The organism is Gordonia sp. 11cp (genome assembly GCF_057767225.1).
Window position 1 is genome coordinate 3,767,116 of sequence record NZ_CM173437.1, and the last position, 13,745, is coordinate 3,780,860.

The following is a 13,745-nucleotide window of genomic DNA, read 5'->3' on the forward strand; positions in this document are numbered from 1 at the left end:
GTCGGGACGGGCGTCGCTGTGTTTCCGGTCAGTGTTCTTCCCGGTGTCGCTGCCTGCCGGCACGGCATCGGACGACAAGTGAGGTCGCCTTCATGAGTACCCAGAGTCCCTCGGCCATCGACGACATCCTCGCCGAGCACTCGGGCCTCGAACGTCAGCTGGCCGACCCGGCCCTGCACGACGATCCGACTGCGGCTCGTCGCGTGGGCAAGCGATTCGCCGAACTCGCGCCGGTCATGGCGACCTACACCCGGCTGAAGGCGGCGCGCGAGGATCTCGAGGCCGCGCGCGAACTGGCCGCCGACGACGCATCGTTCGCCGCCGAGATCCCCGCGCTGGAGAAGACCGTCGACGAGCTCGACGCCACCCTGACCGACCTGCTGGCCCCGCGCGACCCCCACGACGCCGACGACGTGGTCCTGGAGATCAAATCCGGTGCCGGCGGCGAAGAGTCGGCGCTGTTCGCGTCGGACCTGGCCCGCATGTACCTCAAATACTGTGAGCGACACGGGTGGAAAGCGCAGGTCCTCGGCGTCACCGAGTCCGATCTCGGCGGGTACAAAGAGGCCACCTTCTCGATCAAGTCCAAGGAGGCCGTCCGCGACGGGGTGTGGTCGCGGCTGAAGTTCGAGGGCGGCGTGCACCGCGTCCAGCGCGTACCGGTCACCGAGTCGCAGGGGCGGATCCACACGTCGGCGGCCGGGGTGCTGATCTACCCGGAGCCCGAAGAGGTCGCCGAGGTGACGATCGACGAATCCGAACTGCGCATCGACGTCTACCGCTCGTCCGGCAAGGGCGGTCAGGGCGTGAACACCACCGACTCGGCGGTGCGGATCACCCACCTGCCCACCGGGATCGTCGTCACCTGCCAGAACGAGCGCTCCCAGCTGCAGAACAAGGCCCGGGCGATGCAGGTCCTCGCCGCCCGTCTCCAGTCCGCGGCCGAGGAGGAAGCCGAGGCCGCGGCAGCGCAGGGACGCGCCGCGCAGATCCGCACCGTGGACCGGTCCGAACGGATCCGCACCTACAACTTCCCCGAGAACCGCATCACCGACCACCGCATCGGATACAAGGCGAACAATCTCGACGCGGTGCTCGCCGGTGACATGGACAACCTCCTCGACGCGCTCGTCGCCGCGGACCGCCAGGCCCGCATGGAAGCCGAACAGACGCCGTGACCGGCACGCCGACCCCGATGTCGGACGAACTGCGGGCGGCGACCGCCCGTCTCGCCGACGCCGGGATCGACTCCGCGCGCCGCGATGCCGAATGGCTGATGGCGCACGTGCTCGGGATCGACACGGGCCGGCTGGTCCTGGTGGACACGATCGATGACGCTCCGGCGCGCGCGTTCCGGTCGGCGGTCGAGCAGCGAGCACAGCGGATTCCGTTGCAGCACATCATCGGAACCGCCGCATTCGGCCCGGTCGAACTCGCCGTCGGGCCGGGCGTGTTCGTCCCGCGACCGGAGACCGAGTATCTCCTCGAATGGGCGGTCGGCCACCTCCGCGTGACGCCGGGTACCGCTGCCGACTTCTGCAGCGGCAGTGGTGCACTGGCCATCGGTATCGCGGCGATGAGTCCCGCGACGCGGGTCGTTGCGGTCGAGGCCGACGAGGACGCCCTGGTGTGGTTGCGCCGCAACGTCGCCGACACTGCGCAGACGATCGGGTCGCGGGTCGACGTGGTCGCCGCCGACGTCACCGATCCCGAACAGGTCGCGGAGTCCATCCCGGCTGGCACCGTGTCGGTCCTCGTCACGAACCCGCCCTATGTCCCACTCGATGCCGCGGTCGGACCCGAGGTCGCCCACGACCCGCCCCGCGCCGTCTTCGGCGGCGCCGACGGGATGTCGGTCATCGTGCCGATGGTGCCGGTCATCGCCCGCACGCTGGCCCCCGGCGGCGTCGTCGGGATCGAGCACGACGACACGACCGCGGACTCGGTGGTGGCGTGCCTGCGCGCGCACGGCGACTTCGACGAAGTGACCCGGCACGCGGATCTGACGGGTCGGCCGAGGTTCGTGACGGCACGCCGACGGTAGGCCGGGTCCGTCGGGCACGGCATGGCAGGATGATCGGGTGAGCACTGTTTTCGACTGCAACGATCCACAGAACCGCTCCTCGGGGATTCGGGCGGCGGTCGGGGCGGCGAAGGCCGGACGGCTGGTCGTGATGCCCACCGACACGCTCTACGGAGTCGGTTGCGACGCCTTCGATTCCGACGCCGTCGGCGCGCTCTTGGCTGCCAAGCACCGTGGGCGCGACATGCCGGTCCCGGTCCTGGTGGGTTCCTGGCATGCGATCGACGGCCTGGTCCTCTCCGTTCCCCAGCCCGCGCGCGACCTGATCGAGGCGTTCTGGCCCGGTGGCCTGAGTCTGGTTGTCCGACAGGCGCCCTCGCTGGCGTGGGATCTCGGGGACACCGACGGCACGGTCATGCTCCGGATGCCGTTGCACCCGGTGGCGATCGACGTGCTGCGAGAGGTGGGTCCGATGGCCGTCTCGAGCGCCAACGTCTCGGGGCGTCCGCCGGCGACGACCGCCGACGAGGCGCGCGAACAACTCGGGGACGAGGTCGCGGTGTATCTCGACGGCGGCCCCGCGCCGGCCGCGCAGGCGTCGACGATCGTCGACGTCTCCGGTCCGAGTCCGCGCATCCTGCGTGAGGGCGCCGTCTCGACGGATGCGGTCGCCGAGGTGCTCGACACGGACCCGGCCACTCTGCTCTCGGAGTCATGAGCCCGGACGCGCACGGGTTCGGTCCCGGCGGCGCCCTGACCGGTGACGCCACGGTCGACACGTTGCTGGGGCGCGAGGCCGGTCGGCGTCGCGACACGCTGCAGCTGCTCGCCAGTGAGACCGAGCCGACGCCGGGGGTGCGCGCCGCGATGGCGTCGGTCTTCGACGCGAAATACGCGGAGGGATATCCCGGGGCGCGCTACCACGGCGGATGCGACTTGGCCGACGAACTCGAGGAGCTCGCCGTCGATCGCGCCCGCGCGCTGTTCGGCGCCGAGTACGTCAACGTCCAGCCGCTGTCGGGGAGCGCGGCGAATCTCGCCGTCTATGCCGGCTTCGCCCAGCCCGGCGACCCGGTGCTGGCATTGCGCCTCGAACACGGGGGTCACCAGACGCATGGTTCGCGGGCGAACTTCTCCGGCCGGTGGTTCTCGCCGTTGCACTACGAAGTGCGCCCGGACGACGAACTCGTCGATTACGACCAGGTCCGTGATCTCGCGCTGGTGCATCGGCCCCGGATTCTCGTCGCCGGCGCCGCGTCGTACTCGCGGACGTTCGACTTCGCGGTTCTGCGCCAGATCGCCGATGAGGCCGAATGCATCCTGTGGGTCGACGCCGCGCACCTCGCCGGACACGTCGCTGCCGGCGTGCTGCCTTCTCCCGTGCCGCACGCCGACATCGTCACCTTCTCGACCAACAAGGTGATCCGCGGTCCGCGCGGAGGCGTCATCCTCGCTCGCGCCGAACACGGCGAGGCGCTGCGCAAGGCCGTCTTCCCGTTCGTGCAGGGCGGTCCCGCGATGCACTCCGTCGCCGCGAAGGCGGTGGCCTTCGCGGAGTCGGGGACCGACGAGTTCGCCGACTACGCGCGATGCGCGGTGGACAATGCCCGCGCGATCGCCGCGGAGCTCTCTGCTCGTGGTGCCCGGGTGGTGTCCGGCGGTACCGACATCCACCTCGCGGTCATCGACGTGAGCGGCTTCGGGATCTCCGGGATGGAGGCGCAGCACCGGCTCGGCGCGGCCGGGATCGTCGTCGACAAGGCAGTCCTTCCGTTCGAGGACCGGCCGGTCTCCGAGGGGTCCGCGATCCGGATCGGCACTCCGGTCGTCACCGAGCGGGGCATGACCTCCGCCATGCACCCGGTGGTCGTCGACGCGATGGTCGACGCGATGTCGACCGACGATCGTGAGACGCACCGGCGGATCCGTCGCGAGATCGCCGAACTGGCCTACGGGTAGCGTGGTCGCAATGTTCGAGACCCTGCCCCGTCGGACGCCGGTGGTGACGCGATGACCGGTGCTGCACCGGCGTTGCTCGCCGCCGCGGATGGGGGAGGGACGGGCGTGCCCCTGCGTGAGCTGCTGCTCGTGGGTCTGACCGCCGCCGCCATGACCTATCTGCTGACCTCCGCGGTACGCGTCTTCGCCATCCGCGCCGGCGCGGTCGCCGTGCCCCGGGTCCGCGACGTGCACGTGATTCCCACCCCCCGCCTCGGCGGTCTCGGGATGTTCGGGGGTGTGGTCGCGGGTATCGCACTGGCCGCCAACCTCCCCGCACTCAATCGGGGGTTCGCCTACACCACCGACATGACGGCGGTGATCGCCGCCGGCACGGTCATCGTCCTCGTCGGCGTCGTCGACGACAGGTGGGGGCTGGACGCGCTGACCAAGTTCGTCGGACAGCTCACCGCGGCCGGGGTGCTGGTGCTGCTCGGCATCAGCTGGCTGCAGCTCTACATCCCGTTCGCCAACATCGGGACGCTCGTGCTCGACCCGTTGCAGGCCGGCCTGCTCACGGTCGCGATCACGGTCGCGACGATCAACGCGATCAACTTCGTCGACGGCCTCGACGGTCTGGCCGCCGGGCTGGGACTCATCGCCGCGGCCGCGATCTGCATGTTCTCGCTGGGGCTGTTGCGCGACCAGGGCGGCGATGTCAGCTACTACCCGCCGGCCCTCATCTCGGTGGCGCTGGCCGGTGCGTGCCTCGGGTTCCTACCGCACAACTTCTCTCCCGCAAGGATTTTCATGGGCGACTCCGGGGCGATGCTCATCGGACTGTTGCTCGCCGCGGCCTCCACCAGCGCGTCCGGCCGCATTGCCGTCAACGCCTACGGCCCGGCCGACATCTTCACGCTGCTGTCCCCGCTGATCCTCGTGGCCGCCGTCGTTTTCATCCCGATGCTCGACATGTTGCTCGCGGTGATCAGGCGGACTCGGGCGGGAGTCGGCTTCTACACCCCGGACAAGATGCACCTGCATCATCGACTGCTCGAGCTCGGGCACTCGCAGCGCCGGGTCGCCCTGATCATCTACCTGTGGGTCGGGGTCCTGGCGTTCTCGGCGGCGGCGAGCACGCTGTTCCCGCTGTCGGTGGTCGCCCCGGCATTCGGTGCGGGACTCGTCGTCGCGATGCTGGTCACGATGGCGCCGCGCCTGCATCGACGCTTCGCCGAACTGCGGACGGCGACCAAGGCCTATCACTGACCGGTGAGACGGGGTCCTGGGGTTTTCGGGAATGCCGCCACTGGGCCTAAGGTAAGGAAACCGTAAACACTGGTGTACTATCGCCTGTAGTAGTCGGTGAGAGCTCAGATCCGGACACAAAGCCCCGGATTCATCTCTTGCCACGTATGACCCCCGGTGAGACGCCAGGAATGGTGTTGGTAGGGTCACACCAAACGCGAGCTGACGCCCAGCGGCCATGTGTTGCTGCACGCACGCGGGTACCCCGTGCCATCGGTATGGAGTAGGAGAGCTGAGGAGAGGGACATGACCGCATCTGCCCCTGAATCGGCCCCCGTTTATCCTCAGGCGCCGACCGGACTCCGCCGCCCCGCGCTCATCGCGGGCGGGTTCGTCGTGGTGGTCGCCGCCGTCTCGCTCGCCGTCGGGCATCCGCTCTTCGCGGTGTTCTTCCTTTTCGGTGTCGCCGGGATCTTCGTCAACGCGATCCTCGTCCGACGTGCCGTCGACGTTGTCGTCGCCGACGACAACCCGCGCAAAACCGCACTTGCTCTCAACTCCGCCATGCGACTCGGTGCCATCACGGCACTCGCGCTGCTGGCGGCTTTCCTGGTCCAACCCGACGGGTTGGGCGCGATGTTCGGACTCGCCATCGGCCAAGTGGTCTTGGTGCTGAACACGGTCATTCCGGTGATGAAAGGACTTCGTAGCCAACCATGACGACCGCCTTCAACCTTGCCGCAGAGGATGGCGAACCGGCCATCCAGGTGGGTCACTACACCAAGTTCGAGTTGTTCGGACTGACCTTCAACCTGGAGACCATCATCGCGACCGCTCTCGCGGCGGTGATCCTGCTCGCGCTGGCCTTCTACCTGAAGTCGAAGGTCACCTCCACGGGCGTGCCGTCCGGCGTGCAGCTCTTCTGGGAGGCCATCACCATCCAGATGCGCGGTCAGGTCGAGAGCGCCATCGGCATGAAGATCGCGCCGTACGTGCTGCCGCTCGCGGTCTCGCTGTTCACCTTCATCCTGATCTCCAACTGGCTGTCGATCCTGCCCCTGCAGGTCGGCCACCACGAGATCCTCAAGCCGCCGGCCGCGGACGTGAACTTCGCCTACGCCCTCGCGCTCTTCGTCTTCGTCTGGTACCAGATCGCCGGCTTCCGGGCTCGCGGCCTGCTGGGTCACCCCAAGCGAATCATCAAGGGACACGTCGCATTCCTCGCGCCGATCAACGTGATCGAGGAGTTCACCAAGCCGATCTCGCTGTCCTTGCGACTCTTCGGCAACGTCTTCGCCGGCAGCATGATGGTCGCCCTCATCGCGCTGTTCCCGCCGTACATCATGTGGGCGCCCAACGCGATCTGGAAGTCCTTCGAGCTCTTCGTCGGTCTGATCCAGGCGTTCATCTTCGCCCTGCTGACGATTCTCTACTTCTCGCAGTCGATGGAGACCGAGGATCACTGACCGCCCACACCGGGCACCCGCGCGGGGCACCTGACGACCGCGCCCACAACCGAACACGACGACCTGCTCCGGCACCTGTCGGCGCAACCTCCAGACCTGACACACCAGATGTCAGCAACGAAAGGGAAATATCACAATGGATCCAATGATTGGCCTCGGCGCACTCATCGGTGGCGGCCTGATCATGGCCGGTGGCGCCGTCGGTGCCGGTATCGGTAACGGTCTGGCCGGTAGCCAGCTGATCGCCGGTATCGCCCGTCAGCCCGAGGCACAGGGTCGCCTGTTCACCCCGTTCTTCATCACCGTCGGTCTGGTCGAGGCGGCCTACTTCATCAACCTGGCCTTCATGGCGCTCTTCGTGTTCGCCACCCCGATCAGCGCCGGCTGATCGTCGCTCTCCCTTTTGTCGCCGAGTAGAAACGACACCTCACCACAATGACGCTTGCTGCAGAGAACTTCCTGCTCCCGAATGGAACGTTCTTCGTTGTCCTGCTCATCTTCGTGATTTTGCTGCTGGTCATCCGCAAGTTCGTGGTTCCGCCGATCCAGCAGGTCCTCGAGGAGCGGGACGCGATGATCCACCGCACCGTGGAGGACAATCGCACCGCCGCCGCCGAATTCGAGGATGCGGACGTGCAGTTCCGTTCGCTCCTGAAGGAAGCGCGCGGTGAGGCCACCGCCAAGCGCGACGACGCTCGCGCCCAGGGTCGTGAACAGCTGAACGAGATGAAGCATGCAGCGACCGCCGAGGCCGACGCCGCTCTGCAGTCGACCAGCTCCGAGCTGGCGACGCAGGGTGAGCAGGCCGCCTCGACGGCTGCAGCTGATGTGGACGCACTCGCCAAGACGCTTGCGGCGCGTGTGCTCGGTGTCGACTCGGCCACTCTTTCCGATACCCGATCGACGAGCGGAGCGGTGAACTGATCATGGCTGCCAACACTGAGACCGAATCCGACCAGGGGCCCATCGGCACCTGGCTCCACGACATCGGTGCTGCGTTCGACCCCGCGATCTTCATCGCTCAGCTCTTCGGCTTCGCGGTCATCATCTTCCTGCTGTGGAAGTACGTCCGCCCGCCGGTGCAGAAGATGATGACAGATCGACAGGAGACGGTGCGCCAGCAGCTCGCCGAGAGCGAGGCCGCTGCCAAGCGCGTCGCCGACGGCAAGCAGGCGCGTGAGAAGGCCGTCGCCGAGGCCAAGGCCGAGGCCGAGCAGCTGAAGAAGGACGCCGAGGCCGACGCCGAGGCGATCACCTCCGACATCCGCGCCCAGGCCGATCACGAGGTCAAGCGCATCTCCGAGCACGGCCGCAACCAGGTCGCCCTGGTGCGCGCCAACCTGGTCCGCCAGTTGCGTACCGATCTCGGACTCACCGCCGTCGACAAGGCCGGGGAACTGGTGCGCAACCACCTGGCCGACGACTCCGCCCAGGCGGCGAGCGTCGACCGGGTCATCGACGAACTGGAGGAGATGTCGGCGGGTACGTCGAACTCCGTCGCCTCCAGCGCCTCGCTCGTCGGGCTGCACGCGATGCGTGCCGCCAGTCGCGATGCCGCACTGGCCGTGTCGGAGCAGTTCGATTCGGCGGCACTCGATCTCGACGGTTCGGCACTGGCCGCCGCATCGGGTGACCTCACCGCGGCGATCAACTTCCTCGGCGAGAACCCGGTGCTGCGCAAGCGCCTGGTCGAGGACGACGAGAACCCCGAGGGCAAGAAGGCCATGGTGCACCGGCTGTTCGACGGCAAGGTCGCCCCGGTCGTCGTCGAGGTCCTAGCGACCGCGTCGAGCCAGCGGTGGTCGTCGTCGAGCGATTTCGTCGTCGGCCTGCGCCGCCAGAACTCCCTGATCGTGCTCACCGCCGCCGAACGCGACGGGGTCATCGAGCAGGTCGAGGACGAGCTCTTCCGTGTGAGCCGAGTCCTCGAGGCCAACCCGCAGCTCTCCTCGCTGCTGTCGGACCACGGCAAGGACGCCGACAAGCGCGTCGATCTGCTCCAGAAGCTGGTCGGCGACAAGGTCGGCACCCATACCTGGACGCTGCTGTCCTCGACCGTGCGCCTGCTGCACGGCCAGGCCGCGGACGTCGCGGTCGATCAGCTCGCCGAGCTGGCCGCCGCCCGTCGCGGCGAGTCGGTCGCCCACGTGGTGTCCGCCTCACCGCTGTCGGACGCCCAGATCGATCGACTGTCGAGCGTGCTCGGCGGAATCTACGGTCGGACCATCTCGGTGCAGACCGAGGTCGCGCCGGAGCTGCTCGGCGGTCTCCGGATCAGTGTCGGCGACGAGGTCATCGACGCCGATGTCGCGACGCGACTGGCCAAGGCCGCGGAAACACTGCCGCGCTGACGAGCTCCTCACCCGACCACCCGAACCCACGAAGCCCCAGAGCTCAGAGCCTTTGAGTCTCAGAGCCACATCAAAGGAAAGACGAGAACCCATGGCGGAGTTGACGATCTCACCAGACGAGATCAAGGGAGCGATCGAGCAGTACGTCTCGTCGTTCGAAGCCGAAGCGTCGCGTGACGAGGTCGGCATCATCACCGATACGTCGGACGGCATCGCTCACGTCAGCGGCCTTCCGAGCGCAATGGCCAACGAGCTCCTCGAGTTCCCGGGCGGCGTCCTCGGCGTCGCGCTGAACCTCGACGAGGACGAGATCGGCGCCGTCATCCTGGGTGACTACGAGTCCCTGGAAGAAGGCCAGCAGGTCAGCCGTACCGGCGACGTGCTCTCCGTCCCCGTCGGCGATGCGTTCCTCGGACGCGTCGTCAACCCGCTGGGCGCCCCGATCGACGGCCAGGGCGACATCGAGGCCGACGAGCAGCGCGTCCTCGAGCTGCAGGCCGCATCGGTGCTCGAGCGCCAGCCGGTCGAGGAGTCCCTCGCCACCGGCATCAAGGCCATCGACGCGATGACCGCCATCGGCCGCGGACAGCGTCAGCTCGTCATCGGCGACCGCAAGACCGGTAAGACCGCGGTCTGCATCGACGCCATCCTGAACCAGAAGGCCAACTGGGAGACCGGCGACCCCGCCAAGCAGGTTCGCTGCATCTACGTCGCGATCGGTCAGAAGGGCTCGACCATCGCGGGCGTCAAGTCGGCGCTCGAAGAGGCCGGCGCGATGGAGTACACCACCATCGTCGCGGCTCCTGCCTCGGACTCGGCCGGCTTCAAGTGGCTGGCGCCCTACACCGGCTCGGCCATCGGCCAGCACTGGATGTACCAGGGCAAGCACGTCCTCATCGTGTTCGACGACCTGACCAAGCAGGCCGAGGCCTACCGCGCGATCTCGCTGCTGCTGCGTCGCCCGCCGGGCCGCGAGGCATACCCGGGTGACGTCTTCTACTTGCACTCCCGTCTGCTGGAGCGTTGCGCGAAGCTGTCCGACGAGCTCGGCGGTGGCTCGATGACCGGTCTGCCGATCATCGAGACCAAGGCCAACGACGTCTCGGCGTTCATCCCGACCAACGTCATCTCGATCACCGACGGTCAGGTCTTCCTGGAGTCGGACCTCTTCAACAAGGGTGTCCGTCCCGCCATCAACGTCGGTACCTCGGTGTCGCGCGTCGGTGGTGCTGCACAGACCAAGGGCCTCAAGAAGGTGTCGGGCTCGCTGCGTCTGGAGCTGGCCCAGTTCCGCGAGCTGGAGGCCTTCTCGGCCTTCGCCTCCGACCTCGACGACGCGTCCAAGGCGCAGCTCGAGCGCGGTGCCCGCTGGGTCGAGATGCTCAAGCAGGACCAGTACACCCCCTTCTCGGTCGAGGACCAGATCGTCTCGATCTACCTCTGCGGTGAAGGCCACTACGACTCGGTCCCGGTCGACGACGTGCGCAACTTCGAGACCCAGCTGCTGAGCCACCTGCACCACAACGCGACCGGTGTCTACGACTCGATCGCCGGCGGCAAGGTCCTCACCGACGACCAGGCCGAGGCCCTGATCGCCGAGACCAACAAGTTCAAGAACGGCTACCTCACCCACGACGGCCGTCGTGTCGTCAACGAGGCCGAGGCCGAGGCGATGGATGCCGACAACGTCGAGAACGAAGAGATCAAGATCCGCAAGTGATCTCAGACGTCAACGGACATTGCGATAAGGAAGGGGTGAGGGCTCATGGCCAGCATTCGTGAGCTGCGCTCACGCATCCGGTCGGTCCAGTCGACCAAGAAGATCACCAAGGCGCAGGAACTGATCGCGACTTCGCGCATCACCAAGGCCCAGGGACGGGTGGCCGCGGCCAAGCCGTACTCGCAGGAGATGACCGCCGTGCTCTCCGAGCTGGCGAGCAACTCGGGTTCGCTGGACAACCCGCTGCTCAACGAGCGGGAGAACCCGAAGCGTGCCGCGATCCTGGTCGTCACCAGCGATCGAGGTATGTGCGGCGGCTACAACGCCAATGTGCTGAAGGCGACCCGCGAACTCATCGCGCTCCTGCGCGAGGAGGGCAAGGAAGCCGTCCTGTTCGTCATGGGACGCAAGGGAGTGGGGTTCTTCGGCTTCCGGGGTCTGGAGGTCGCCGATTCCTGGACGGGCTTCTCGGAGTCCCCGCAGTACTCGGACGCCGCGACCGCGACGAGCTTCCTCGTGGATCTCTTCGTGGCCGGGTCGGGCACCGAGGTCGAGCGCCCGGGCGGCGACGGCAGCCTCGAGGGCGTCGACGAGCTGCACCTCGTGTACACGCGCTTCCAGTCGATGCTGGCGCAGGTGCCCGAGGTCCGGCGGGTCGCGCCGCTGGTCGTGTCGACCGACGACGATTCGTCCGACGACACGCCGTCGCGCAACTACACCTTCGAACCCGGGGCCGAGACGCTGCTCGACGCGCTGCTGCCGAAGTACGTGGCGACGCGGGTCTACGCGGCACTGCTGGATTCGTCGGCATCGGAGTCGGCCGCGCGCCGTACCGCGATGAAGGCCGCGACCGACAACGCCGAGGACCTGTCCAAGTCGTTGTCGCGCGAGGCCAACCAGCTCCGCCAGGCCCAGATCACCCAGGAAATCAGCGAGATCGTCGGCGGCTCGAGCGCACTGGCGAACTAGCCGTCTGCGCCAGTCGAGTCCGGACCGACGAGAACCCATACTTCGATAAAGAGGAAGTGACCCAAGCACCATGACCGCAGCAGTAGAAACCCCCTCCGCGCAGTCGGCGGGTTCCGCCGACGGGCGGGTCGTCCGCATCATCGGCCCCGTGGTCGACGTCGAGTTCCCGCGGGGCTCGATTCCTGAACTGTTCAACGCCCTGCACGCCGAGGTCGCCCTCTCCTCGGTCGCCAAGACGCTGACCCTCGAGGTCGCCCAGCACCTCGGCGACAACCTGGTGCGCACCATCTCGATGCAGCCGACCGACGGCCTGGTCCGCGGCGCGGCGGTGTCCGACACCGGCAAGTCGATCGTCGTGCCGGTCGGTGACGTCGTGAAGGGTCACGTCTTCAACGCCCTCGGCGACTGCCTCGACAGCCCGGGCCTCGGCCGCGACGGCGAGCAGTGGAGCATCCACCGCAAGCCGCCGGCCTTCGACGAGCTCGAGGGCAAGACCGAGATCCTCGAGACCGGTATCAAGGTCATCGACCTGCTGACCCCGTACGTCAAGGGCGGCAAGATCGGTCTGTTCGGTGGTGCCGGTGTCGGCAAGACCGTGCTCATCCAGGAGATGATCACGCGTATCGCGCGTGAGTTCTCCGGTACCTCGGTGTTCGCCGGCGTCGGCGAGCGCACCCGTGAGGGCACCGACCTCCACCTCGAGATGGAGGAGATGGGCGTTCTCCAGGACACCGCGTTGGTGTTCGGTCAGATGGACGAGCCGCCGGGCACGCGTATGCGCGTGGCTCTGTCGGCGCTGACCATGGCGGAGTACTTCCGCGATGTGAAGCACCAGGACGTGCTGCTCTTCATCGACAACATCTTCCGCTTCACGCAGGCCGGCTCGGAGGTCTCGACCCTCCTCGGTCGTATGCCGTCCGCGGTCGGCTACCAGCCGACGCTGGCCGACGAGATGGGTGAGCTCCAGGAGCGCATCACGTCGACCAAGGGCCGCTCGATCACCTCGCTGCAGGCGATCTACGTCCCCGCCGACGACTACACCGACCCGGCGCCGGCCACCACGTTCGCCCACCTCGATGCCACCACCGAGCTCTCGCGTCCGATCTCTCAGCTGGGTATCTACCCCGCCGTGGACCCGCTGACCTCGACCTCGCGCATCCTCGAGGCGTCGATCGTGGGCGACGAGCACTTCCGCGTCGCCAACGAGGTCAAGCGCATCCTGCAGAAGTACAAGGAACTGCAGGACATCATCGCCATCCTCGGTATGGACGAGCTCTCCGAAGAGGACAAGGTCACGGTGCAGCGCGCTCGCCGTATCCAGAAGTTCCTCGGCCAGAACTTCCTCGTCGCCGAGAAGTTCACCGGCCAGAAGGGCTCGGTCGTTCCGCTCGCCGACACCATCGAGGCCTTCGACCGTGTCGCCAAGGGCGAGTTCGACCACCTGCCCGAGCAGGCGTTCAACAGCTGCGGTGGACTCGACGACGTGGAGGCCGCCGCCGCCAAGATCAGCGGAAAGTAGCGATTCGCCATGGCTGAGAAGTCCTTCCACGTGGAGGTTGTCTCCGCGGATCAGAGCCTGTACTCGGGAGAGGCCACGTTCGTGATCGCGCAGACCACCGTCGGTGAGCTGGGTGTCCTGGCCAACCACGAGCCGCTCCTGGGCCAGCTGGTCCCGGGTGGCTTCGTGGTGATCGTCGAGGAGAACGGCAACCGTCGCGCGGCAGCGGTCGAGGGCGGATTCCTCTCCGTCACCGGCGAAGCCGTCACGGTGCTGGCGGAGTCCGCCGACTGGGCTGACGACGTCGACGTCAACGCGGAGAAGACCGCGCTCGACGAAGCGGAGCCGGATTCGCCGGAGTACCACCGTGCTCACGCGCGTTTGACTGCGGCGCAACACCTTTCACGCTAGAACGGACCGCGAGAGCGGTTCGGGTCAACGACCGGCCTCGGCCGGCCACCGGGATCACCCCGGTGGCCGGCCGAGGCCGTTTGGCGTCTCATGTGCAGGTTCTGGCATGCTTGTGATCACA

General features: G+C 67.5%; 14 protein-coding genes. All 14 read left to right on the top strand.

The window, feature by feature from the left end:
• The first annotated feature begins 92 nt into the window (after window positions 1–92).
• The 14 genes from prfA (at window position 93) to AC3B6C_RS16910 (ending at window position 13,624) form a co-directional block, all read left to right on the top strand.
• A complete protein-coding gene (gene prfA / locus AC3B6C_RS16845) occupies window positions 93–1,178 on the top strand; it encodes a peptide chain release factor 1 (RefSeq protein WP_010842973.1) in 1,086 nt (361 codons plus the stop codon).
• Window positions 1,175–2,044, top strand: a complete 870-nt coding sequence (locus AC3B6C_RS16850) for a N5-glutamine methyltransferase family protein (RefSeq protein ID WP_488373536.1) — start codon at window positions 1,175–1,177, stop codon at window positions 2,042–2,044. The genes prfA and AC3B6C_RS16850 overlap by 4 nt, the downstream gene beginning before the upstream one ends.
• 37 nt (window positions 2,045–2,081) lie before the next feature.
• The gene (locus AC3B6C_RS16855; RefSeq protein ID WP_488373537.1) at window positions 2,082–2,741 is read left to right on the top strand and encodes an L-threonylcarbamoyladenylate synthase; all 660 of its coding nucleotides are present in this window, start codon (window positions 2,082–2,084) and stop codon (window positions 2,739–2,741) included.
• A complete protein-coding gene (locus AC3B6C_RS16860) occupies window positions 2,738–3,982 on the top strand; it encodes a serine hydroxymethyltransferase (RefSeq protein ID WP_488373538.1) in 1,245 nt (414 codons plus the stop codon). Before AC3B6C_RS16855 ends, AC3B6C_RS16860 begins: the two co-directional genes overlap by 4 nt.
• Window positions 3,983–4,033: 51 nt before the next feature.
• The gene (locus AC3B6C_RS16865; RefSeq protein WP_010842977.1) at window positions 4,034–5,230 is read left to right on the top strand and encodes a glycosyltransferase family 4 protein; all 1,197 of its coding nucleotides are present in this window, start codon (window positions 4,034–4,036) and stop codon (window positions 5,228–5,230) included.
• A 285-nt stretch (window positions 5,231–5,515) separates the two neighbouring features.
• Window positions 5,516–5,929, top strand: coding sequence for a hypothetical protein (locus tag AC3B6C_RS16870; protein ID WP_488373539.1), 414 nt, complete (start codon window positions 5,516–5,518; stop codon window positions 5,927–5,929).
• Window positions 5,926–6,675, top strand: coding sequence for a F0F1 ATP synthase subunit A (gene atpB, locus AC3B6C_RS16875; RefSeq protein WP_010842979.1), 750 nt, complete (start codon window positions 5,926–5,928; stop codon window positions 6,673–6,675). The genes AC3B6C_RS16870 and atpB overlap by 4 nt, the downstream gene beginning before the upstream one ends.
• Before the next feature lie 136 nt (window positions 6,676–6,811).
• Complete coding sequence (locus AC3B6C_RS16880; RefSeq protein ID WP_004021252.1) at window positions 6,812–7,063, top strand: F0F1 ATP synthase subunit C; 252 nt, start codon at window positions 6,812–6,814, stop codon at window positions 7,061–7,063.
• Window positions 7,064–7,110: 47 nt separating this feature from the next.
• Window positions 7,111–7,599, top strand: a complete 489-nt coding sequence (locus tag AC3B6C_RS16885) for a F0F1 ATP synthase subunit B (protein WP_488357713.1) — start codon at window positions 7,111–7,113, stop codon at window positions 7,597–7,599.
• 2 nt (window positions 7,600–7,601) lie between these two features.
• Entirely contained in the window at window positions 7,602–9,026 is a 1,425-nt protein-coding gene (locus AC3B6C_RS16890; protein ID WP_010842982.1) for a F0F1 ATP synthase subunit B/delta, read from the top strand.
• Between the two features lie 91 nt (window positions 9,027–9,117).
• Entirely contained in the window at window positions 9,118–10,746 is a 1,629-nt protein-coding gene (gene atpA, locus AC3B6C_RS16895; protein ID WP_010842983.1) for a F0F1 ATP synthase subunit alpha, read from the top strand.
• 45 nt (window positions 10,747–10,791) lie between these two features.
• Window positions 10,792–11,715, top strand: a complete 924-nt coding sequence (locus tag AC3B6C_RS16900) for a F0F1 ATP synthase subunit gamma (RefSeq protein WP_014926348.1) — start codon at window positions 10,792–10,794, stop codon at window positions 11,713–11,715.
• A 70-nt stretch (window positions 11,716–11,785) separates the two neighbouring features.
• Complete coding sequence (atpD, locus tag AC3B6C_RS16905; RefSeq protein ID WP_010842985.1) at window positions 11,786–13,234, top strand: F0F1 ATP synthase subunit beta; 1,449 nt, start codon at window positions 11,786–11,788, stop codon at window positions 13,232–13,234.
• Window positions 13,235–13,243: 9 nt separating this feature from the next.
• Window positions 13,244–13,624, top strand: coding sequence for a F0F1 ATP synthase subunit epsilon (locus tag AC3B6C_RS16910; protein WP_004021258.1), 381 nt, complete (start codon window positions 13,244–13,246; stop codon window positions 13,622–13,624).
• Window positions 13,625–13,745 lie beyond the last annotated feature (121 nt).